The sequence below is a fragment of the Arthrobacter sp. JSM 101049 genome, assembly GCF_041679245.1.
Lineage (GTDB): Bacteria > Actinomycetota > Actinomycetes > Actinomycetales > Micrococcaceae > Arthrobacter_H.
The window spans coordinates 170,623-194,159 of sequence record NZ_JBGFFC010000003.1 but is presented as its reverse complement, the minus strand read 5'-3'; the positions used below and the strand labels follow the sequence as shown (position 1 = coordinate 194,159).

General features: G+C 58.9%; 12 protein-coding genes and 1 pseudogene. 5 read left to right on the top strand and 8 right to left on the bottom strand.

What is annotated here, in order from left to right:
• Window positions 1–39: 39 nt before the first annotated feature.
• Window positions 40–1,434 carry an MFS transporter gene (locus tag AB8M85_RS10315; protein WP_372698725.1) on the bottom strand — a complete coding sequence of 465 codons (1,395 nt, stop codon included), beginning with the start codon at window positions 1,432–1,434 and terminating at the stop codon, window positions 40–42.
• A gap of 129 nt (window positions 1,435–1,563) precedes the next feature.
• Here AB8M85_RS10315 and AB8M85_RS10310 point away from each other — a divergent pair, with 129 nt between their 5' ends.
• Window positions 1,564–2,457, top strand: coding sequence for a LysR family transcriptional regulator (locus AB8M85_RS10310; RefSeq protein ID WP_372698724.1), 894 nt, complete (start codon window positions 1,564–1,566; stop codon window positions 2,455–2,457).
• A gap of 125 nt (window positions 2,458–2,582) precedes the next feature.
• Here the strand turns inward: AB8M85_RS10310 and AB8M85_RS10305 are convergent, their stop codons facing one another.
• From AB8M85_RS10305 to AB8M85_RS10290, 4 genes are all read right to left on the bottom strand, one after another.
• Window positions 2,583–3,104 carry a helicase associated domain-containing protein gene (locus AB8M85_RS10305; RefSeq protein WP_372699081.1) on the bottom strand — a complete coding sequence of 174 codons (522 nt, stop codon included), beginning with the start codon at window positions 3,102–3,104 and terminating at the stop codon, window positions 2,583–2,585.
• Window positions 3,105–3,684: 580 nt separating this feature from the next.
• The gene (locus AB8M85_RS10300) at window positions 3,685–4,866 is read right to left on the bottom strand and encodes an McrC family protein (protein WP_372698723.1); all 1,182 of its coding nucleotides are present in this window, start codon (window positions 4,864–4,866) and stop codon (window positions 3,685–3,687) included.
• Between the two features lie 4 nt (window positions 4,867–4,870).
• Entirely contained in the window at window positions 4,871–7,027 is a 2,157-nt protein-coding gene (locus AB8M85_RS10295) for an AAA family ATPase (protein ID WP_372698722.1), read from the bottom strand.
• 220 nt (window positions 7,028–7,247) lie between these two features.
• The gene (locus AB8M85_RS10290; protein WP_372698721.1) at window positions 7,248–8,636 is read right to left on the bottom strand and encodes a hypothetical protein; all 1,389 of its coding nucleotides are present in this window, start codon (window positions 8,634–8,636) and stop codon (window positions 7,248–7,250) included.
• A gap of 350 nt (window positions 8,637–8,986) precedes the next feature.
• Between AB8M85_RS10290 and AB8M85_RS10285 the strand changes: the two genes are divergently transcribed.
• Both AB8M85_RS10285 and AB8M85_RS10280 read left to right on the top strand, forming a co-directional pair.
• Entirely contained in the window at window positions 8,987–12,283 is a 3,297-nt protein-coding gene (locus AB8M85_RS10285) for a helicase-related protein (protein WP_372698720.1), read from the top strand.
• Entirely contained in the window at window positions 12,283–15,102 is a 2,820-nt protein-coding gene (locus AB8M85_RS10280; RefSeq protein WP_372698719.1) for a class I SAM-dependent DNA methyltransferase, read from the top strand. Before AB8M85_RS10285 ends, AB8M85_RS10280 begins: the two co-directional genes overlap by 1 nt.
• Before the next feature lie 57 nt (window positions 15,103–15,159).
• On the opposite strand, the gene AB8M85_RS10275 is transcribed toward AB8M85_RS10280, so the two are convergent.
• The 3 genes and pseudogenes from AB8M85_RS10275 to AB8M85_RS10265 form a co-directional block, all read right to left on the bottom strand.
• Window positions 15,160–16,263, bottom strand: coding sequence for a helix-turn-helix domain-containing protein (locus AB8M85_RS10275; RefSeq protein ID WP_372698718.1), 1,104 nt, complete (start codon window positions 16,261–16,263; stop codon window positions 15,160–15,162).
• Window positions 16,253–16,885, bottom strand: coding sequence for a hypothetical protein (locus tag AB8M85_RS10270; protein ID WP_372698717.1), 633 nt, complete (start codon window positions 16,883–16,885; stop codon window positions 16,253–16,255). Before AB8M85_RS10270 ends, AB8M85_RS10275 begins: the two co-directional genes overlap by 11 nt.
• Window positions 16,886–17,165: 280 nt before the next feature.
• A pseudogene (locus AB8M85_RS10265) lies at window positions 17,166–18,640 on the bottom strand (integrase core domain-containing protein).
• Between the two features lie 1,422 nt (window positions 18,641–20,062).
• Here AB8M85_RS10265 and AB8M85_RS10260 point away from each other — a divergent pair.
• Window positions 20,063–21,691 (top strand): ATP-dependent endonuclease, encoded by a 1,629-nt coding sequence (locus AB8M85_RS10260; RefSeq protein ID WP_372698716.1) that lies wholly within the window; start codon window positions 20,063–20,065, stop codon window positions 21,689–21,691.
• Window positions 21,688–23,388, top strand: coding sequence for a UvrD-helicase domain-containing protein (locus AB8M85_RS10255; RefSeq protein WP_372698715.1), 1,701 nt, complete (start codon window positions 21,688–21,690; stop codon window positions 23,386–23,388). The genes AB8M85_RS10260 and AB8M85_RS10255 overlap by 4 nt, the downstream gene beginning before the upstream one ends.
• The last annotated feature ends 149 nt before the right edge of the window (window positions 23,389–23,537 follow it).

Below are 23,537 nucleotides of genomic sequence, written 5' to 3'. Positions count from 1 at the left end.
GTTCTTTCGTAGGTGGTGCGGGGAAGCAGGTGGGGATTCTCAGCGCACGACGGCGGTGCTCTCCTGGGTTGCGCCGGTGGCGGTTTCGTCGGCCTCGACAACATGGCCGGCTTGGCCCTCGCGGTTGGTCCAGCTCTTGCCGCGCAGCAGCAGCGACATGCAGACCGCCGAGACCAGGACGTAGAACAGGCCGAGGGCGACGACGGTCCAGATGGTGCCGGAGACGTTGAGGAGTGCCTGGCTGACGAACGGCGCTGTGCCGGCGAACAGGGCAGTTGAGAGCTGGTAGGCAACGGAGATCCCGGTGTAGCGGATCCGGGTCGGGAAGAGCTGGGCGAGTACGCCGGCCAGTGCCGAGTAGTACATGGCGTGCGGTGCGGTGGCCAGGACCATCCCGAGCATGGCCAGGGCGAAGCTGCCGGTCTGGATGAGGACGAACATCAGCGGCAGCAGCACCAGTTCGGGCAGCAGCATGATGAGGATGGCCTTCTTGGCGTCGATTTTGGAGGCCAGCACCGCGCCGAACGGCTGGATGATCACCTGTGCGACGAGCGCGACGGTGACGATCTGCAGGAACTGGGTACGGCCGAAATCCAGCTCCGTGGTGGCCCAGGAGAGGGCGAAGGTGGTCTTCAGGTACGTGATGGCGACGCCGGTCACGACGGCCCCGACGGCCAGGGAGACAACGCGCCAGTGGTCGCGCATCAGCGTGACCAGCGGGATCCGCTGCTGCGGGGTCTGCTGGGTGGCTCGGATCATCTCCGGGGACTCGGTGATGTGCAGGCGGATGTAGAGGCCGATGCCGATGAGGATCGCCGAGGCGAGGAATGGGATCCGCCAGCCCCAGGAGCCGAAGTTCTCCGCACTCATGTAGGTCAGGCCCAAGAAGGCTGCGGTGGCGAGCAGGTTGCCGACGGGTGAGCCCTGCTGGGCGAACGCGCCATAGAGGATCTTCTTGCCCGGCGGAGCGAACTCGGTGGCGATCAAGACCGCGCCACCCCATTCGCCGCCCATGGCGATGCCCTGGATGACGCGCAGGACCACCAGCAGGATGGGTGCCATCGCGCCGATCTGCGAGTAGGTCGGCAGCAGGCCGACGCCGACGGTGGCCAGGCCCATGAGCATCAGCGTGGTGATGACGGTGTTCTTACGGCCGAATTTGTCGCCGAAGTGGCCGAAGATGATGCCGCCCAGTGGACGGGCGATGAAGCCGACGGCGAAGGTCGCAAAGGCGGCCAGGGTGGCGATCGCCGGTTCCTCGCCGGGGAAGAAGAGCTTGCCCAACACCAGGGCTGAGGCCGTGCCGTAGATGTAGAAGTCGAACCACTCGATGGTGGTGCCGACGAAGGCGGCGACGCCTGCCTTGCGGCCCTGCTTGGTGTCGAAGGCCGGTGGCTCGGTGGGGATCGGCGCTGATCCGTTGGCTGTGCTCATGGCAGTTCTCCCGTGCTGGAGGTCGTGCGGTGCTTTGTGCTGCACGTCACTCTTCCAGTTGTTTTCACAAGAGTCTAAGACCTAATATCAAGGCAATTATTTTAATTAACCGAACAATGGAGGCGTTGGATGGAGCTACGGCACTTCACGGCGTTCATCGCCGTGGCGGAGGAACTCCACTTCGGCCGGGCAGCCGAGAAGCTGCACGTCGCTCAGCCGGCGCTGAGCCACATGATCCGATCGCTGGAAAAGGACCTCGGGACCCCGTTGTTCGAGCGGACCACCCGGAGAGTGAGGCTGACGTCATCGGGAGAGGCGCTGCTCGAGCCCGCGCGGTCGATCCAGGTTCAAGTCGACGGTGCTCGGCGGATCGCACGGGCTGCGCAGGAAGGCGAGGTAGGCCGCGTCCGCGTCGGTTTCGGCGGAACGAGCGGCTACTCGATCCTGTCGCTGCTTGCCCGCGAGGTGGCGCGCCGGCATCCGGGCATCAGCCTTGAGCTGCATCCGCGGACGTACTCGGGCGATGCCGCGCTGGCGCTGAGGGACGAGGGGATGGATTTGGCGATCGTGAGTCCGCCGGTACCGGCGGGTATCGACGTTCACGTGATTCGAGAGGAGCGGGTCATGGTGGCCATGCCGTCTGACCACGAGCTCGCTGGCCGCGAGTCCGTCAGCATGAACGAACTCCACGACCAAGCGTTCATTTCTTATCCGGCATCCCATGGATCGAAGGTGCGGGAGTCGATGATGCGGATGTGCGATGAAGCGGGATTTCTGCCGCACATCGCGCAGGAAGCACCGGATCCGTACAGCTTGCTAGCCTTGGTCGGCGCTCAGGTGGGGATCGCCATCGTGGTCGAGTCGTCGGAGCACATTCGCATTGACGGCGTGACATATGTGCCGCTGGCGGAGGGGGCTAACGCCTTTACTCTGGCTTTGGGTTGGCGGCATAGTAATGCCTCGACGGCGTTGGCACGGGTGCTGGACATTGCGAGGGAGATACTGCCGCTCCCTTGGACGTAATTGGTCTAGTGCGCACACTAGAGGTACCTGGGAGCGCCGTGACGGTAAGGGCAACAGGCGCGCTGCATGGCGATTCCATGGTGCTGGAACTGCATCGGTTGCCCCGGTCGCCGCATATTCAAACGCTAGGCGTCGTGAGGTGGTAATCGAATTCCCGAATCCGGCACCAGCTGTCCGGAAGGATATGGAACCCGGCAACCGGAGCGCTTTTTGCTGGACTTCGATACCAAACCGTCGAGAGCGTTGGCCCGGGCCATGGGGAGAACACCACGACGTTCTCGGGATCGTTGCCGGCTCAACCAGGAACCCAGGCTCCGCTCGTGGTCGGTTGTCCCGCTCCGGTATGCCGGGAGCCGCCCATGTTTTTCGATGAACACCCTGCAGGCAGCGAGTCGTTCATCCCAGTGTTTGGCGTTGAGTTGGTCGCGTCCGAGAATGGTCCACCGGGGTATGGACTCCAGCTGGCGCTCCTGAAGGGCCGTCAGGCCGCCAGCTGCGGATTGGCTGCGTTGAGCACGGGCCCAGTGGTACAGGAACACCTCCAGCGCCCCGGAGACCGTGGTCGTGTCCGCAGACCGCCGAGGAAATCTTCCTCGTGTCTCGACGAAGACGGAGAGTGACAGTCGATTGCCTTCCCATCCCTGCATGGCGTCTTCGTTCCGGAAGACCGGCAGGGATGGCTCCCGGCACGGGGACAGCCGCGTGTCGAACAGAGTCGGGTCGCGTTCGAGCTGCTCCCGGATGAATGACTCCGCGGTCCGTGGCAGTGTGTGGCAGATCCGTGCGATGTCTGTTGGCTCGAGTCCGCGCCGGTACAAGAGCATCCACTCGGCTCTGGAAGCATGATCACGCGCCATACCAGCAACCTATCCCATCCCCAAGGCCGCTCAGGGATCGTCTTCGCTGCGTGTGGAGGGCCGGGGGCCCTATTGTCGGCAGTTCTGCCATCTACCCCGCTATGAAAGACGCGGCATGAGTGGACGAGACATATAGCCGAGGACTTTGGGTTGTCGGGTCTCCGCCTGGACTGACATATCAGGGGAATATCGGCGTTGGGCGTATGCCTTTGACCGGAAGCTGATGGGGACGGCCTGGGGCTGGAACGTCGAAGCCGCCTGGCCCCGGGCAGAGGGAGGCCTGGGTATTGGAGCCGATACCTTGTGTGAACCAAGGCCCCGTCACGGCATGCGGGGGCTGCGAGCCGGCGCGGGAGGTGTCAACGGTGGGTTAGTGCTGTGCCGCTATTTTATCGGCCAGTTGGGACATCTGTCGGAGAAGCACTGATGGGTGTTGGTTCAGGTCGATCGCGTGGCAGTGGATATACGCTGTGTGCCCGATGATTTCGTGGATCCTGGGTTCGTCCTCGCCCTTGGCGTATACGAGGTGCCCGGCTTCGAGCCCGAACCGCATGCAGTAGGCCAGCATTTGGTAGATGTCGGCATTGGGGTAGTTGGCAAGTTTAGTTCGCTTGTATTTGGCGTCGATGACTGCCTTGCAATGGATGCCGTCGTGCCACAGCAGGTCGGGCCGCAGCGCAATCTTTGCACCCGTGTCGAGGTACGTGCCTTTCGCCTGCGAGGTCGCGGTGCCGCCTCGGTCCTCCAAGCGGTGGGCCAGAACTGTCGTAACGAAGTCCTCAAAGACCCTCCACATGTCGAACAGGAACGCGGTGGTGCCAATGTTCCCTCCGTCTTGTTCGAGGGAAGAGTTTCGCAGGATGATTTCCGCGAGGACCAGGGCTGGCTTGTATCTCGCATTAAGCCTGGTGAAGTGCACGCGGGGCATGGCCTGACCCACGGCAAGGGGCGTGACCCCGTCCAGGGCCTGTGTCATCTTCCGCAGGGCGACCATCGACCCGTCCGTCAAATCCGGCAGATTCAACAGGCGGCGGGCCGCCGAGAGGAGCAGCCGGTTTTCGGCTACGTCGGTGGTGAACTCGTCATAGACCACTTGTGCAGGGAAGGCGAGTCCTCCTCGCCGGGCGATCTGGGCGGGAATGTCGATTCTGCCCCGCATGATTGGCAGGGAGTCCTCGTAGCTCTCGTACCCCTGGATGATTCCTTCCCGGATTGCCTTGGAGGCGTTCCGGATGAACGTGAGAGCGATGGTGTTCACCAGGTCGACGTCCACGTCGGGGCTGATGGCGATGTCGTCATCGAGCCAGAAACCGCGGTCCAGGCTGTAACCCATGAGGAAGAAGAGGCTAGTGACCGGGATCTTGGGACGGATGGTGATTTGGCAGCCGACTGCCATCAGGACTCCGACCTTGCGGATGTTCGCCACCAACCACCCACCGCCTTCTGCGGGGGTGACGGTTGCGATGTCGAGCCGGTTGAGAACCGTGGCGACACCATCGGGCAGGCAGTGGATTTCGGGGCCGTTGCCCTCGCGGAGCTGGAGCCGCAACACGGGCCTATTCCGCCGGATCGACGGTGGCCGGGGGAGAGGTCTTCATCCGGACCCGCAGCGCCTCGAGGCCGTAGGTCCCTTCGACGTCGATCCGTTCGCCGTAGTGGTGCTCAGTCAGGAGGGGCAAGATGTCGTATTCCCAGATGTCCTCCAGCTGGCCGGGTTGGAATAGCCCGTCCTTGGGCATGAGGTAGCTTGGCCCGATCCTGAAGTCGGCGGCTCCGATCTGCGCGTTGGCCAACGCGAGGAGGTCCGCTGGTTCCTTGCCGAGTCCGTGGCGGTCAAGCCAGCGGGCGAGGACGGCGTCGATGGGGTACTTGGCCGGATGCAGTTCCACGAACGAGAAGCGCCGGCGCATGGCCGTGTCAAGCAACGCGATGGACCGGTCGCTGGTGTTCATCGTGCCGATGAGGAAGAGGTTCGCAGGCATCACGAAGGAATCCTCGCCGTCCCGGCTGTATTGCAGCTTGATGGGTCGGTCCCGGTATTCCAGCAGGAAGTACAGTTCGCCGAAGATCTTGGCCAGATTGCCCCGGTTGATCTCATCGATGACCAGGACGTAACTGAACTCCGGATTCTTCCTGGCCTGCTCCACTATCCGTCGCAGGGGACCGTCCTTGAGCTCATAGGTCAACGATCCGGCCTCCGTGGTGACCGGGCGGTAGCCCTGGAAGAAGTCCTCGTACGTATAACTGGGATGGAACTGGACTATTTCGGTGTACTCACCGTCGCCTGCAACGTGGTTGGCCAGCGTCATCGCCACGAAGGTCTTACCCGTTCCGGGAGGCCCATAGAGGATGATCTGGCCGCGGCGTTCGAGCAGGTCCAACTGCTTTTGCAACCAATCCGCGTCGATGTACAGGGACTCCGCCAGTGTTGCGTCGGCAGCGCGGAAGGGACGCCGTAGAGTGGCCCGGGTTTCGACGGCGAGCCCGGTTTCCGGTTCGGGCTCGGGATCCGGCACCACGTTTGCTAGAGGCTGCTTCTTCCATTCGTGCGCGAATGGTTCGGCGTAGAAGCCCACCGGACCACCGGCCTTTTGCTGCAGCTTCAAGATGATGGCCAGCAGGTCACGGTCCACATCGGCGGACCCTTCCCCCACTTCGCCGATGAACGCATCGCGGATGGCGAGTTTGTGCGCTTCGGAGACGATGGAGCTGATGCGCAGGGGGTGGACGATGTAGGTCAGCGAATTGCGCTGCGTTGGGAAGCTGTGGCCCGGCAAGTCGTTCACGAAATCACGCCACGCCCACGCGTCTCCGAGCAGCACTTCCTTCTCGTCGTCGGTCTGCTTGAGCCAGCTGTCCAGCAGCTGAATGATCATGACAAGCGCGCCGTAGAGGTTGTTGGACATGGCCGGACCTGGGTTGAACGTTCCGTTCTTGAAGGCCCGGGCAATTTCCGCAGGGATTTGCACGGGATGGTCCATGTAGCCCAGAAGGGCCTGCACGCGCTCCGTCTTCGCGCGTTCACCGATCGTCCCGGGACTGATCGGAAGCAACTGCCAGCACACTAGTTCGGCCATCAGTAAACGGGCGTCGTCTGAAACATCGGCCATCTGGACTTTCAGCTTGTCCACGAAATTGCCCGATTCCGGATCAGGGGCATCGACGAAAACCGAGCGAAGGTCATCCACGGAGCCCGATTGCCAGACAGGCCGCCCGGGGGAGAACACGGAGTCGCCTGCCCGCAGGCCGCGCTCCACGAACGGCAGGGCGGCCTGCCGGACCACTTCCTCGTTCTTGTCCACGGCCACGATCGTGGTGCTGAGCTGCTCCTGCTTTTGCCGGCTGGTCAGCGCGCTCCAGGCGTTGTAGCGGTTCCTGGCCTCCGCAACGAGGCCTTGGGCATCGGGGTAATCCTCGAGGGCGTGCACGCCTGCGGCGGTGGCTTTCCACACGCCGGTGCCGCTTTTCTCCAGCCAGCCCGCCTTCACCAGGTCCACGCTCGACCACATCAGGTTCGACTCGCCACGGGAGAGCCCGTCCTTGAGCTGCGTGGACTCGGATCCTTCCTCCGGAACCTGAGAAAAGACCTGCGGAAAGAACGCTTCAGGACCGGATGTCGGGGGAAGACCCTCCGGGTGGTGCGCCAGGAACTCAAGCATCAAGCGCACGCGTTGTACATTGTTCTCCGCAGCTGACATCTCTGTCTCCTTCATGGCTTTTGATTAGACTATCCGGCCTGAAGGCAATGATCGTGTGGAGAACACCGGAGTGAACACGTCGGGGAAAGGAACAGCGCTGGTGGAGGGGCGCTGTGGAACCTTACAGGTAATGGGACCGGAAGGGCTCACATGGTCATCCAAATTCGATTCGCCGGACTCGCGATTTCATATGCGCCGTTATCGGCGTTCAACCACCAGTTGTTTTTTGCCAGGACTACAAGCCCAGTTGTTTTTCAATCCATGCTTGGAGAAGGTTCACACCAACTTGTCCCGCTTTGTCGCCGATCGAGAGCAGAAAGCCTTTGAGCCGTTGCTTAGCTTTCAAACGACCGTTGACCGGAGCCGAGCCATCCAAGAATTCCCGTAGAGAGTTCAAGAGGTCGCCTTGCTCTGCTGTGTCAGCGTGATGAGCGATCAAAGCCTGAAGCTCGTTCGCTTGTTTACCCTGGATGGCGTCACCCGCGATGTTCTGCGCAATAATGCCTTCCGCGCGTGTGATGAATTGTTGGTTGATAATTAAATATGGGGCTGCTGATAGATGTCTGCGTGCTGGAGCTTCAAGCAGTTGGGGCTCATTTGGCAGAAGCATGTCGACGACTTGGGAAATCGCAGTTCCGGACTGACTGGGGATTTCGTCTAGGAGCTCGGATTCAAGCTGCTGTCGGATGTCTAGACTTCGGCGCTCCCGCTCATGCTTCACATCGATTTGGAGGCGACGTGCGCGTTTAGCGTACTGAGACACTATGGAGGATGCGCGTTGGAGGTTCACGCCCATGCCAACCAACAGTTGTTCAGCTTCCAACGGGTGCTCAACCAAAGCAAGAAAAGCTTGAAAACGCTGCATTTCGCCGTGTAGTCCAGACGCATCCGACCGGTTCTCAGCAAAGAACTCGATGACACGACCGCGTGCCGTTGTATAACCGCCTTGACGAACGTTCATGCCCCGGACCGAGGTGAGCCATTCGTGGAAGAGCCTAAGAAGGTCAGCGGATTCGTTTTCGTACAGACGCCCGGCAGGCACGTAAAGTCGAAATAGAAGATTGCTTTGCTGGTCTTCGATGAAGCCGAGAGAAAGCATAGAGGCGTCTGCATTTCGCCTATATGGCGTGGTATTGATACCGGCCTCTGAGAGGCGTTCATTTGCTCGCAGGCGGACATGTTCGTCGATATCACCGAAGTGGTCACGGGCTGCTTTGTCCGACCATTCATCGTACGACGCGTCTTCGTCAGATTCGACCTCCACTCCCTCATGGATTGCGGCACCGCCTAGGACCGCTTCATGTATTAGAACTAAGTGGGGTTGTGCGGCAATCGCTGCCAGCATGCCGTCAATGACGACTTGGCTGATAGTGCCGAGCGGAGGCTGACGGTCATCTTCTCCGTTTCTTCGGTCTGAAGCAAAGCACTGATAGGCGTGCTCACGTAGAACTGCAATCACTCCCAGGCAGTTCTTCGACTTTGCCATCCGGGTGATTTCGTTCCAGTTGGTTTCACCGGAATTCAGGCTCTTTCCTCTGTGATCAATTCCCGTCGTGATGAATTTGCTAGTCAGCGCCTCAGTTCGGGAGTCGAGGAGTAGGAAGTATCCGGAAACTGACTGCATTATGAATTCCATCCCTTCTCTTGGATACGGCTGAACCAACTATGCCAGAGCTCTTTCTCACTTGACCGTCTGCTAGCCCTCTCGCATGCAGTCGGCCCCTGAGGATATGTCCTCAAACCAGAGCATGGAGCCGCTTAAGGGTCGATAGGCCAACACACCCATATCCTGACCCGGGAACTGGGTGAGAAAGAGGCAATAGTGGAGGGGCCGCTACGTTGCAAGGTCGTTCCCGGCCACAAGAATGTCCTGCGCTGTGGGCTGGAACGTCGTTCGAATCTGATTGTCGATTCCATGAGAAACGGTGGGGGCTGCTAGACATTGAGAATCAAGTTCTTGAAATGGGGGAGTGCATGCCGAAAATTCTGGACAACACCGAAGGGAACACCCTCGGTGGCAGCCTGTTGAAAGCCTTCCCGCAGCACCAACGCCTTGATGTGGCTACCGGGTATTTCGACTTGCGCGGGTGGGGGACTTTCGCCGAGCAAGTCGACGCCAAGGCCAGCAACGCGAGCTCCCAGAAGCCGGTGGTCAGGATCCTGGTGGGCATGGTTGCTCCTTCCGACGCTGCAGCCATGCTCACCACGTTGCAGGAGCAGATAGGGCGCCCCGACCCCCATGCCGGACTGCACGATTTCGAAACGGCAGACAAGCGGGCCGCGCATTTGGTGAGTCACTTGAGGGACCAGCTCATGCGGGGACTCTCCACCACCGCGGGCCAGAACGCGCTACGCGGGCTCAAACGCCAACTCGCCGCCGGCCTCGTGGAGATCAAGGTCTACACAACCCGGCCCTTGCACGGCAAGGCCTACATCCTGCACAACCCAGGACACTACGCGTATCCGGTCATGGGCTACCTGGGGTCCTCGAACCTCACATCGGCGGGACTGTTCAGGAACCTCGAACTGAACATCGACGTTCTCGAACAAGACGCTGCCCGCAAGTTGGCGGACTGGTTCACCACACACTGGGACGACGACTTCACCGTCGACGTCACTGAGCAGATCATCCAGCTCATCGAGGAGTCGTGGGCCAACGAGAAGCAACCCACCCCGTTCGAGGTCTTCCTCAAAGTCTGCCACTCGATGTCCCAGGACGTGCGCGGCGGCTATGGCTACGTGTTGCCGCCCTCGATGCAGAACCTGCTGTTGGGCTACCAGGAAAGCGCGGTACGGATCCTGGCCCGCCGGATCGTTCGCCGCGGCGGCACCATGCTTGGCGACGTCGTGGGCCTGGGCAAGACCCTCACCGCCGTCGCGACGGCGATGATGCTCCAAACCGCCGAGGACTACTCGACCCTGGTGTTGTGCCCGAAAAACCTCGAGGGAATGTGGACCGAGCACCTGGATGCCTATGACATCAACGGGAGGGTCATCCCGTACTCCACCGCAGCCCGGGACCTGCCCGAACTGCGACGCTTCAACTTGGTGATTTGCGACGAGTCCCACAACCTGCGCAACAACACGCGCAAGGACTACGAGGCAATCCACAACTACGTGCGGGACAACGACTCTAAGGTCCTGCTGCTGACCGCCACCCCTTACAACCTCGCCTTCGAGGACGTCGCCAACCAGATTTCCTTGTACCTCGAAGAAGATGATGACCTGGGCATCGAACCCACCGTCGCGATGGCCAAGGACACCAAACTGATTGAAAAGGTCGACGGGAAAACCAACACGCTGGCCGCATTCCGCCTCTCCGAGGAAGCCGAGGACTGGCGCCGGCTGATGAGCGACCACCTAGTGCGGCGAACCCGGTCCTTCATCAAACGCTCTGCCAAGAAGCAGCAGGTAGAGACCGCGGAAGGGAAAATTATTGAGCGCGAATACCTGCAGTTCGCCGACGGCACCCACTTCTTCTTCCCCACAAGGATCTCCAAACCGGTCAGCCACGACTTCAGTCACGACGATCCGGCCCGGTTGATGGAGGACGACCAGACACTGGACGCCATCAAGTCTCTGCTGCTGCCGCGCTACGTGCTCGCCTCCTACGATTCACCTCGCAAACGCCACAGCACCAAAGACAAAGAAATCCTCGAGGACATCAAAAAAGGCCGCGGCAACGTGGCAGGGTTCGTTCGCACCGGGCTGTTCAAGCGACTCTCCTCCTCCGGGCATTCGTTCATCCAGTCCCTGCAACGCCAACGCGCCCGCAACCAGCTCTTTCTGTATGCCATCGAAAACAAGCTGCCCCTCCCGCTGGGCAACTTCACCCAGGCCCAGCTCGGTGCCGCCGACGAAGACATCGAGGGAGGCGCCGGGATGTTCGGCAGTGGGGACACCCATTATGTGCACCTGCAAAAGACGTTGCCCGGGTCCACGAAGTGGATCAACTCCACCATTTTCAGCAGCGACCTGCACGCCGACCTCACTCGGGACAATGACACCCTGACCTGGCTTCTGGAACGCTTCGGGGAGTGGGACCCCGCCAAGGACTCGAAAATCAATGCGGTCATCGACCTGCTGCGAACAGAACACCCCGGGGAGAAGGTCCTGCTCTTCACCGAATACAAGGACACCGCAGAATACATTGCCACCACCCTGGGGACGGCGGGCATCGCGAACGTGGGACTCGCCACGGGTGACACCGACCACCCCGGGGCCGTCGCCCGCAGGTTCTCACCCGGCTCGAACAAGTTGCCCGGGGAATCAGAGGAATCCCAGATCGATGACCCGATCGATGTATTGATCGCCACCGATGTGCTCTCCGAAGGCCAGAACCTGCAGGATTCCCACATCGTGATCAACTACGACCTGCCTTGGGCGATTATAAGGCTGATCCAGCGTGCCGGGCGCGTGGACCGGATCGGCCAGAAATCCGACACCGTCCACGTCTACCTGGTCTCCCACGAAAAAGTCGAGGAACAGATCAGTCTGCGTATCCGCATCAAGAAGCGCCTTGAAAGTTCCGCCCAAGCCTTCGGCTCGGATGAACAGTTCTTCGGAACGGAAAAGGAAATCAAGCTACTCGGAGACTTCTACAACGGCCAACTCACCGACGACGAGGTCGAAGAGGAAGAAGCAGACGCAGTCAGTGAAGCCTGGCTGGTCTGGGCCCACGCCTTGGAAAACCACGCCGAGACTGCACGCCGCGTCACGGCCATGCCCGACATGATCCAGTCCACCCGCAACCAATATGTGCACGAAACACAAGGGGGTGTGGTCTGCTACGTCAACACCGCCTCCGGTATTGACGCATTCGCGCTTTCGCGCGGTGGCCACGACGGGCTGCGCGAACGCGAACGACTCATCACCCCCTACGAGGCGTTCAAGCTGTTCCGGGCCGAACCAGAAACCCCAACCGCGCCCAAGCGCGATGACCACTACGAGCGGCTCGAGCACCTGGTCCAGGGACCGCTCTCTACCGATGGAATTGCCGCAGGGAACCTCAAAGGGGTCCGCAAGCGGATCTGGGAACGCTTCGTCGGCACCTTGTTCCTGCGCGGGGCCGAGGAAGCCCTCAACGCACTCCATGAACGGCCCTTGCAACGCCAAGCCGAACTTCGCCTGCGCGCAGTACTGCGCAACCGGGCATCCGACGAGGACCTGGTCGAAACACTCAACCAGCTGCACGAGGACGACAAGCTCGTCATCAAGACAACGGAAAAGGATCCGGCCCGGATCGTCTGCTCGCTAGGAGTCCAGGACTAATGCCTACCAACTTGCTCGACCTCGTCGAAGCACACAAATACCAAGAACTTTTCCTCAAGCACCTGCGCTGGTCCAAACCCGACCTGAAACCGCTGTCCATCGACGTCGACGGGCAGACGTATATCGCGACAAACGTCTCCAGCTACAAGGGCCTACGGGTGTGGGCCTGCCCCGAACTGCCGAACTCCGCAACCCAGACTGTCATCGACAGGGCCGTCACCAAACAGAGTGTGGACCGCATCGTCATCTTCCACGACGACGCCAAACAGGTCTGGCGGTGGCCCTCCCGCACCTCCAAAGGTGGGGCAACCACCACCCGGCTCACCTCCCACACCCATCTCGCCGGGAGGGAGAACCCGAAGCTCATTGACCGGCTGCAGCTAATCACCCTCGAACCCGGCGAAAGCCTGGGTGCCACCGAGATCATCGAACGGGTCAAACACGCCTTCGACGTCGAAACCGAACGCGAAACCAAACGCGCATCCAAACTCATGGCTGCCATGTATGACGCACTGGAGAAGGCCGGCACCCCCGAGCACGACATCTCGGTCACCCTCGCACGCATCCTGTTCCTGATGTTCGGTGACGACACCGAGATGTGGAACACAGACCTCTTCCAGGACTTCATACTCGAACAGACCTCCCCGGACGGAAGCAACCTGAGCGAACGCCTCAATGATCTGTTCAGGTTTCTGAATACGAAGCCCAATAGGGACAATGGCCTGCAGCATTTCAGAGGGTTCAGGTATGTGAATGGGGGGATCTTCGAAGAGCGCTTAGAACTTCCTTCATTGGCTGGCACCAATTTACGTCGGGCTATTCTCGACGCGTGCACGGCCAAATGGGGGCAGATATCACCTGCAATATTTGGGTCGATGTTCCAAGCAGTTCGCGACGCGAAAACAAGGCGCGAATTCGGCGAGCATTACACGTCCGAGAAGGACATCCTGAAGACGTTGGAGCCCCTCTTCTTGGATGAACTTCGTGACGAATTTCAGAGGTCCATCGGACATCGGGAAGAACGAAGCCGCCTGAGCAAGCTCCGTGAGCGTCTGGGAAAAATCCGATTTCTAGACCCAGCCTGCGGTTGTGGCAATTTCATTATCATCGCTTACCGCGAGATGCGCATACTGGAAATTTCCATTCTGGAGCGTCTTCGTATTAAAGACGCTGAACGGGTAAGCCATCTAGCCGCAAATCAACTTGAATTTGGGCTGGATGGAGAACTCGATGCTGAAGGGCTGAGCCGTACAACTCTGCTGGACCCGCTGGTTCGACTGGAGAATTACTTCGGGATTGAGCTCGATGAGTGGCCAGCGAAGATTGCCGAGACAGCCATGTTCTTGACGGATCGTCAGTGTGACCTGCAGATGCTTGAACGACTTGGGTATGCGCCGGAGCGGCTGCCAATTTCGAGCCAGTCAACAATCCATACCAACACATGTGACGGGTCTCAGAACGGGAACGCTCTCCTGCTGGATTGGAGGGAAGTCTTCCCCATTGGGCCAGAAAATATTATCGCCGGCAACCCGCCGTTTATCGGCCACAAGGAACGTACTAAGCAGCAAGGACTTGAACTTCGGGCAGTTTGGGGCGGTCGGGGGATTGGCCATCTTGATTACGTCACAGGGTGGTACAAGAAGGCAATCGACTACTTCGGAGATGCTCCCGGACGCTGGGCATTCGTCTCGACCAACTCGGTCACTCAGGGCGAGTCGGCGAGTTTGCTGTTCCCCCCGGTTTTCGATGCGGGTTGGCGTATCAAGTTTGGGCACCGGACCTTCGCCTGGCAGTCAGAGGCTCCGAATGCGGCGGTCGTTCACTGCATCATCATTGGATTCGACCGGGATTCAACGACGCCTCAGAGACTGTTTGCATACGACAATCCCAAAGCAGAGCCGAGGGAGTTACCGGCGCGGTCCATCACTCCGTATCTGACTGTGGGCAAGCCATTGGTCGTTAAGGGTCGTCGGCGAATGTTGTCTCCTTTTTTGGACCCGATCAAGGCCGGTTCAACTCCAATCGATTGGGAGAACCTGGTTGTTACCGAGGACGATTTCGACGTTGTCTCGGCCGATCCCGTTGCAGTGAAGTATTTGCGTCACTACTTCGGGGGTGACGAGCTCATAAATCGCATACCCCGGTGGTGTTTATGGCTGGTGGGAGCAAATCAATCAGATCTTGACGGGTCCGACATTCTGAGACAGCGAATCGCAGCGGTACGGGAACGTCGACTAGCAAGCAACAGGTCGGAAACAAAGAAGCTCGCGGGAAAGCCGCATCTGTTTGGAGAAATCCGGCAGCCAGATTGGGACTACCTTGGCATCCCACAGAGCTTCGCAGAGTCACGGCTGTACGCGACTGCAGCCAGGCTACCGAAGGAGGTAATCGCCTCCATCAAACTTTTCACGATGGCTGACCCCGACGGGTTCCATTTCGGTATTGTCTCGTCGTCCATGTTCATCACGTGGCAAAAAACTGTCGGCGGAAGAATCAAATCCGACCCTTCAGTTTCTAGTTCCTTGGTCTGGAATACCCTGCCCTTGTTGCCCGTAAGTCTCGGACAACGACGAGCCATCATCGATGCAGGGAGCGCCGTTATTGCGGCTAGAGCCCTAATGCCAGGTAGGACGCTTGCACAGCATTATGACCCCTCCCGGATGAGTAGCGACTTGTTGGAAGCTCATCGTCTTCTCGACGCAGAAGTAGATCGTGCTTTCGGAGCTGGTAAGACTTGCCAGAGCGAAATTGAGCGTCAGCAGGTGCTCTTTGAAGCGTATGAGCAGTTGATCTCGGGGGAGAGGACAAGTTCCGAGTAATGTGGTGAGAATTTTGGTAACCGCGAATTTGAGGCACTGAGGCCGCCTACGGTCAGATCATCGGGATATATGTGAGGTGCTGGGTAACGCCTCAGGGCACGAAGCGACTAGGCCAGCGATGGCTGCAAGATCATCGCGCGAAATACTAGCCTCGGTGGCTAGATCTTCGATGGCTCTCCCGGTAGAGGTAAGCAGCTCGATGGCGGATCGAAGAAGTTCCGGCCGTTCTGTCGTTCGAAGGGGGAAGGGCTCATCTTTTTTGCCGTAGTTCTTGTTCATGGTTACCACGGCTCGGCGATAGGCGGCGTCGGAAATGACGCCGAGTTTTTTCGATCTATAAAGCAGGGCAGCGATGGATACGCCCCACTCATGCTTCAGTCGAGCGTATGCTCCAAGGTCGAACCGCCGGGGGAGCAAGTCGATGATTTGTTGGCGTGGCATCAGGAGCTCGGCGGCGAACGAATGGGCCTGTTGCTCTTGGCCACCGCCGGGATCGGCCTCGGGGTGGCAGACGAGGTGCCCGAGTTCATGTGCTGCATCGAATCTGCTACGTGCAGCGTCTTTGTCCTGCGGTCCGAGTACTACAACTGGCCGGCGTCCTTGGAAGTGGCTGAAAGCGTCCACACCCTTTGAAGATTCCGGTGCTCGTGTGACGAGGATGCCGTGTGCTTCCATATGCTTGACCAAGTTGCCAACTGGTCCTATGGGTAGCTTCCACTCGGCTCTCAACAGACCAGCGGCTTCGGCGATGGTCTCGTTGTCGTCCTCCCTGGCGAGCGACCTCTCGGGGAGATCGACTGGGGGGAAGCGTACGTAGCGCTCCAGGACATCGGAGGCGTCCAGTGTTAGCTCCGACCACGCCCAAGCAGCTGACCGAACAGCCTTTGTTGTAGAGCGAAGACTGCGAAAGTGGGTACCGTCAAGGCCGCCGGACGAGACGGGTCGCCGGTCGAAGCCAAAAAAAGATGTATTGACTCCGGTAGCCAGGGCCAGTTTGGCAAGAGTTATGGATGTGGGCCGGGTACGGCCAGTTTCATACTGTGAGACGGCGGAGTGAGTTATCCCAACCCTTTCGGCTAGGTCCTTGATGGTCAGTCCCGCGCGGAATCGTGCCAACCGCATTCGGTCACCGGAAAAGGCGGCTGCATCCTCAGCTCTCATTGGTCTTTTCTTCTGCCACGAGACCAAGTTCGAAGGTGGGTTCCGGCTGACTTTCGTATGTTGGCATTGGGATGGCGTCGGCGGGCATTCTGTCCAACGTCAATTCAGTGCCGGCGTTGTCGACGCGTATCAAATCCTCCCAATCTAAGTGCTGATTGGAAGTTGTCATGAGCTTTCCAACGTAGACGGCCGTGAGCCCAGCGTCCACATCGCCGCTCCAGATGACGTGCAGGACGCTATTTGAATTGAATTCGGAGAGCCCATCAAATGCAGTCTGGGAAAAGGCGTTAGCAAGACCTGCACGGTGACGCGCGGGGGAGGAATCAATATCGAAGTTGGAGCGGTTCCTAAGGTCTGCTCCTCGGGCCGTCCCAAAATGCAATTCGAGTCCTTCTTGGGTGGCGCGCAGACCTCCGCCCTTACGGGTTACGCGGAAATTGTGTTCTTGGAGAGCAGGGATAATCAATTCAGTCGCTCGGTGGTAGCGGTCACTGCCGAACGTGAAGTTATTGGATCCGGGGTCCAAATGATGAGCTTTGGCGATCTCGTGTGCCTTCTCACCAAAGCGGATAAGTTCCTTGATTAGGGAATCTTCAATTTCCACACCATCGCTCATTTTCATGTTTTCATGGTAGCAGAAGGTATTGAATCTTGGTCATAATGTAAGTAGGGCGACATGTGCGCGTCGAGATCAGCGCGACAGCCAGAGGGGCGCGACACACCAATTAATACCGATCCAGCACTAATGCTACAAAGATGTCCCCACCAAACGTGGCGAGCACGGGTTGATGGTACGGCTGGTCCGGGCACTTGGTGTGTAACCTCATCACTTCGTGGACACCGGATCTCGTCACTTCGTGGACGGTGAATCTCATGGCTTCGTGCACAGCTACCAGCACGCCCTACGAGCTATTTGGCTCTTGAACCTGGCCGTTGTTGAACACCTCGGGCACCTGTACTTGGCGTTCGGCGAACTGTTCGCGGTAGGCGGCTTGTTTTCGCGCCCACTGCTTCGTGGGATGGGACAGCTGCACGCCCTGGATCGCGTAGGAGGCTACGTAGCGCCCGTGCACCTGCAATGCGATCATGGGCAACGGGAACGAGAACACGATTTCACTGGTGTCAGGGTCTGAGAGCAGGAATTCATTCTCCGTGATCGTTCTATGGAACCGGCGTCCGGAGAACGTCGTCGGCAACGACACATGGAAACCCGGATAGTAGACCTGCCGGTTGTCCGCGGTGACGTCCACGAGCATCTGGTTCGCCGCCTGGGGCGCATCCTCGCCGTCGAGGTCGCCGACATCGATGATCTTCCCCGTTTTGGACATCGTCACCGTGGCCCGTCCCAGCTCCAGGCCCCTGAGCCTGCGCACCTGCCTGTACTCGGCGGCCTTGGCCTCCAGCACCGCCAACGCCAGCGGCTCCGTAGCGGGCGTATGGGCGTATGGGCGAGCAGTTCCCACGCGGTGTGTGGGGTGGACTGGTTCAGGGACTGGTGCGGCCGGCGGTGGTTGTAGTGATGCCTGTAGCGGGTGATCCTCTCGCGCAGTTGCTCCAGGGAGCCGGGTCGGTCGGCTTGGAGAAAGCGCTGCAGGGTTTGATGGGAGCGTTCGTTCTTGCCCTGGGTGGTGGGTTTGCCGGGCAGGCCGCTGATCGGCATGGTGCCCTTGGAGGCCAGGAAGATTTCCACGGATCCGATCCTGCCCTGGCGCAGTTGGTTGAACGCCAGCGAGTTGTCGCTCAGGACCTCTTGCGGTGCCCCGTGGGTGTCGATGGCGGTTGCAAGGACGTCTTGGGCGTCGGTGCTGTTTTCCTCCCGCTGGTATGCCCAGGTGCCCACGTCGTAGCGGGTGGCATCGTCAAGGAGCTGGTAGACCGTCACCGTGGTTCCGTTGGCCAGTCGGAACTCGAAGGCGTCGAGCTGCCACAGCGCCATCGCGGTGGCCCGCACGAAGGGGATGTAGGAGGATTTCGGGCGTTTGCGTGGTGCGTGGTCGACCTGCCCGACGCCGGCCAGAAGCCTGGTGATCGTTGCCACGGAGGGGACCTTCGCGCCGGGGAAGGTGTTCTGGATGGTGGCCTCGTAATAGATCGTGAGGGGCCCGTAGTCCCACCCGTCGGATTTGAGCTGCTTGCGGATCCTGACCAGCTCATTGTCGACGTCTGGCCCGTAGAGGCGGGCGGGTTGTTTCGGGGCCCGGGAAGGGGGATGCAGGGCGGCTGTTTATTCGGTAGTCGCGCGGTTGCGGATCTTGTAGAACACGCTGCGGGAGACCTTCATTGATTTGCAGAACTCGCTCACTGTCAGGGCGTGGGGCTGGGCCGGGTCGTAGTTGATGATCGCTGCTCGTGTGCTGGGCGAAAGTACGTTGGTCATGCCATCGACTTTTCCAGCGCATTGCGCACGGGACGGTGTCCACGATGTGGTGAGACAGCGTGTCCACGATGTCATGAGATCGTGTGTCCACGATGCGTTGAGACAGGACACACGAAGCCATGAGATTCACTGTCCACGAAGTGACGAGATCCGGTGTCCACGAAGTGATGAGGTTACACACCACCTACCCGGACCATCAGTACCCTAAAGCCGTGCTCGCCACCAAACGTACGGAACATGCTTCTGGTACAGAGCCCTGCCGCCATCGCGGTTCACTAGGTTGGTTCGACACGGGCAACGCTAGATTGTCGTCTCGGGGTGTGGGGCCGATCGTTCCTTTGAGCTAGTTGGCTCGCCGGCCGCGGGTGTTGCCCCATCCGCCGTTCCCGCCCTGACTGTTGGTGCGCTGTTGGCTAGGGCGTTGCGCCTCGGGTGGTTCCGGAAGGAACGGGATCTCTGGTTCCGGCAGTGGCTCGTGGGAGCCTTCGGGCGCCGGGGGAGCAGTCGTATCGGCGGGTGCCGGACCGGCCAACGGGTCCGGTTCGGCAAGCGGGTTCATGAACAGGTTTTCAGGGAGCATGGCGGCCTCTGGAGTGGAATCGGATCAGCCTACCCGTGAAGGCCGAGATATGTTACTGCCTGCGGTGCACGCAATGCAGGCCGCGGCCATCCCATGCTGACGTCAGGATCTGCGGTCAGAGATTGTCAGATCAGGGTCGGATCCAGCGATTGTGGACGCCGCAGGTGGAGGTCTCAGAGTTCATCGTGATGGGGTGCTGACCGGAGTGGGGAGCGAAACCACGCGGACGTCGCATCTAACGTTCCTTTTTTGGGACGCCCTGGCCCATCGATTCGGCGACGACAGGCGGCGCCGCCGAGCGGCCTGTCACCACAACGCTTTTCGGCCCTGCGGATCCGACGCGCCTCGTCTCATTACGTGGCTCACTCGATATCGTCTCAACCACACAGGATGATTGGGTATTTGAGAAAGAGGCGCGGATGGCAAGTCTGGGATATGCGCGGGTCAGCGCCTCGTGTAGAACACAGGCCTCCAGCCCCTGGCACTCAAGGCGACAAGACTCCGGGAGGTCTCCATCTACGGAATTCGGTGGCAGAGCCAGAAGCAGGGGCGGGATGGCATCGGGCAGGGCGGTGGGGGCGCGTGGTTCAGCAGAGCGTTGACGCACCTTATGTGCGCGGGGGCGAAACACATCTTTGCAGCTGGCCAGCCTGTATACGTCCAGTGTGGCTCTATAGATGACTAACCTGCCAAAACCTATTGGCGCCGGCGTCGTGTCCCGCAGTAGATTCGGGATTAGTTAGAGAAGATCTTCTCGGGGCGTTTACACACGGGTCCCACTGCCCTGTCTTGCAGCTGACTTGGGTTTTTTAGTTTCGGAGACTGCTACAAGAAGGAGCATCGTGCGACTTAAAAAGATTAAGGTTGCGAATCACAGCCGGTTGCAAGATTTCGAGCTTGAGGTTCGTGACCATCTCGTCTTGGTTGGCTCCAACGATGTGGGGAAATCTTCGCTGCTCCGGTGTCTCGACCTGTTACTCGGTTCTTCGGCTGCTCAGCTATACAACCGACTCGAACCCGATGATTTTCGCGATACTGAACTTCCACTTCAAATAGAAGCGACGTTAGAAACATTCACGCCGTTAGAGAAGGCCGCGTTCCCAGACGAAATACATGTTGAGGGCCAGGGTTCCGAGCTGAAGCTCAACCTTCAGCTAGAAGCCACCCTCGATAATGGGGAGAACCTGGAAATTCGTCGTATAGCAGGAAACTCGACGGGGCGACAACTTTCACGAGATCAACTCGTCGTTCTTGGGTGGAAGTCGGTGGGAGCTTTACAGAGCGCGTCGCGCGACTTTCGTGAGGATCGAAATTCTGTGCTCAAAGAAATACTGAGTGCCGTTGAGCTTGGCGAAGAGGCGGAAAGTTTGGGCGAACTCGCGGAGCAGTTCCAAGCGGGTCTTACTTCCTCAAAGGTCCTGGCCGGGATTAGGAACGACCTGGCAGTGCAGTTGTCCAAGGCGGTGCCGGTGCCGATATCGGCTAACGAACTGAGCTTTGTCACCAATGCACGGGCGGCTGATGACTTACTCGCTGAAGTTCAACTGCGAGTCAATCGGGATGGGCGCGAGCATAGTCTCGCCGAGCAATCTGACGGTGCTCGAGCCCTTATCGCGTTGGCCTTGTATGACTTGGTCAGTTCCTCTGCCAATATCGTTGCCATCGATGAGCCAGAGATCCACTTGCACCCCACAAGTCAGCGGAGTCTTGCCAAACTACTCAAGCGTGGCGATAACCAGAAGATCCTGGCGACGCATTCTCCCGACATTGTCGGTGCCTTTGCTCCTGAAGACATCGTGGTTGTTCGAAAGGGAGGACAGATAGCTCAACCGCGCATCGGTTTCTTAGATGCCGAAGCCAAGCTTATGGTGCATTGGTGGGTAAAGGACAAGCTCGAACCGCTGACTTCAGCTGTTGTGATCCTTGTTGAAGGAGCATCTGATCGCATCCTTGTTGAACGTGTGGCAGAGCTACTGAACAAGGACTTAGACCGGCTGGGTGTCTCTCTGATGGAGATGGACGGTTCGGGAGATGTTAAGTACATACGAGCCCTGTTCGGTCCTAGTGGATTCGAAATTCCCACTCGTGTCCTAATCGATCGCGACGCCGTTTCAAAAGCTGCTCCCGAATTTGGGGTTGCCGCCGAGGCGTTGGAAGACGATGGAGCGCTAGAAGCAAAAGGCGTTTTTGTTTCGCAATGCGATCTAGAAGATGAATATGTTGCAGCGGTTGGGGCGGAGCGCATGTGGCAGGTCATCGAAGGGAGTTCCCTTTTCTCAAATAACGAGAGGGCATTGTGCGTTGCTACTGATCAGGACCAGCAACGATCGAATGCAGACATCGCAGCATTCTGCCGACACAAGAAACGAAAAATCAGGTCCGCCATTATGGTCGTCGATATTCTCACCGTGGAGGAAGCCTCGAAAATTGCTTCTGTCGTTCGCCTATTGGAATCGCTGAATAAGGCATGAAATTACAGAGGGAACCAACCGCCCGCCAGCTTGAGATACGTGATGCGCCGGAGCTGGGCTTGCTCGTGACTGCGCCAGCGGGCTGCGGAAAGACCGAAGCTCTCGCGCTTCGGATCAAGGGGCTAATCGAACAGGGAAAGGTGTCCTACCCGCGGCGTCTACTGGTGCTTACGTTTACCAACAGGGCAAAAGAGAACATTCAAGAACGCCTGCGAGAGCATGTCGATGAACGGAGCATTCGCGAATACGTCACAGTACATAATTTCCACGGCCTCTCGGCTCGCATTATCCGCGCGCATGGAAATGTTATCGGCATCGGCGAGGAATGGCAGCTTCCTCTCTCCGATTGGGTAGGCGAAGAATGCAGAAAGCTGCGGCTCAACTGGAAGCAATCTAATTTGATCAGAGCCAATCTTCAACATGTGAAACTAGCCACCATCACCGATGAGGAAGTGAGGAGTGCCCTGGTACAGGTCAACCATCCGACGACCAGCCTGATAGAGCAGAAGCGGACCTCCGAAAAGATTCTCACCTACGAAGATCTACCTCGGCTCGCAGACCTGATTCTTCAAAATGATCACGTGGCGGAACTCTATCGGGAGCACTTTTGCGGTCTCGTCGTTGACGAATTTCAAGATCTAACGCCGCAACAACTCAGGATTGTTCAACGCATCGGATGGCGGCGAACGACGTATGCGGGAGACCTAGCGCAGGGAATTTACTCTTTCGCTGGTGCAGACCCTGAAGTCGTATTGAACGGAATCTCGCGGGAAATACAGCGAACGATTACCTTCGCTGAATCCCACCGTTCATCCCCCTCTGTTTTAAACCTCGTGAACGCAATGATTCCCTGGACAGGCGGCGTTGAACTTGCGCCTGCCGCGGGCAAACTGTGGCCGGGCGATGGACTCGCTACGTATAAGGAATTCGATCGACAAGCGGATGAGGCGGATTGGGTTATTTCCTTCTGTCGGGCTCTTCTGAAACGCGCCCCGAATCAACGAGTAGGCGTGTTGTCCAGAACCAAGAAGCGACGTGAGGTACTCGACAACAGGCTCGAAGAAGGCGCCGATCTCAGCTGGCATCGCTGGGATGATCCGGTCTTCGATTCGTCGACTGCGCCGGTGATGCGGGGCCTCTTGGGAAGACTTCGGGTATCAGAATACTCGAATGCTGACGAACCAATTTCATATTTAGCTTCGTTGATCCACGTCAAGGAACCGCACGATCCGTCAACTTTGGAATTGGTTCAGGCTGGCCTTGAGTGGATTGCCGATCTGCTTCAGGAAGGCACTCCCGTTGAAGCGATTCGGCAACGTATCCGTTTCGGAGACGGTGAAACGCTACTGACGGTTCCGGGTGTCCATTTACTCACCGGTCATACCGGTAAAGGACAGCAATTCGATTGGGTCGTGGTCTTGGGGCTGGAAGAGGGCTCCATCCCAGCCTTTCAAGCCGAATCAGACGAGGCTATCACCGAGGAAGCTCGCATTCTTTCAGTCATGATGTCGCGTGCGCGCCACGGGGTTATCACTACCAGAACAGAGGTGACCCTAAAGCCGTGGGGTGATGAAGTCGAGGTGCTTCCATCCCGGTTCATACAGAACCTTGAGTGTGCAGAGCACTATGTGAAGTGGGAGGATGCCAAAATATGGCTGAATGGAGCTGACTGGGAGGCGATCCAGAGCATGAGCTGACGTGCTGGCCGTCTCCTGGACCAGGTCGAGCCGGTTCACCAGAAATCATATTTGGGGTCAGACAACAGACTGAGGGTACAAAACCTGCTCCCACCCAAGGCGTCTGTTTGCACTCCCACCAAGGGTGTTGCTGAAGGGATACCACCGTC

Coding starts and splice junctions, on each gene's coding strand:
- AB8M85_RS10315 (WP_372698725.1), bottom strand. CDS start 1,434: ATGAGCACAGCCAACGGATCAGCGCCGATCCCCACCGAGCCACCGGCC.
- AB8M85_RS10310 (WP_372698724.1), top strand. CDS start 1,564: ATGGAGCTACGGCACTTCACGGCGTTCATCGCCGTGGCGGAGGAACTC.
- AB8M85_RS10305 (WP_372699081.1), bottom strand. CDS start 3,104: ATGCAGGGATGGGAAGGCAATCGACTGTCACTCTCCGTCTTCGTCGAG.
- AB8M85_RS10295 (WP_372698722.1), bottom strand. CDS start 7,027: ATGAAGGAGACAGAGATGTCAGCTGCGGAGAACAATGTACAACGCGTG.
- AB8M85_RS10290 (WP_372698721.1), bottom strand. CDS start 8,636: ATGCAGTCAGTTTCCGGATACTTCCTACTCCTCGACTCCCGAACTGAG.
- AB8M85_RS10285 (WP_372698720.1), top strand. CDS start 8,987: ATGCCGAAAATTCTGGACAACACCGAAGGGAACACCCTCGGTGGCAGC.
- AB8M85_RS10280 (WP_372698719.1), top strand. CDS start 12,283: ATGCCTACCAACTTGCTCGACCTCGTCGAAGCACACAAATACCAAGAA.
- AB8M85_RS10275 (WP_372698718.1), bottom strand. CDS start 16,263: ATGAGAGCTGAGGATGCAGCCGCCTTTTCCGGTGACCGAATGCGGTTG.
- AB8M85_RS10270 (WP_372698717.1), bottom strand. CDS start 16,885: ATGAAAATGAGCGATGGTGTGGAAATTGAAGATTCCCTAATCAAGGAA.
- AB8M85_RS10255 (WP_372698715.1), top strand. CDS start 21,688: ATGAAATTACAGAGGGAACCAACCGCCCGCCAGCTTGAGATACGTGAT.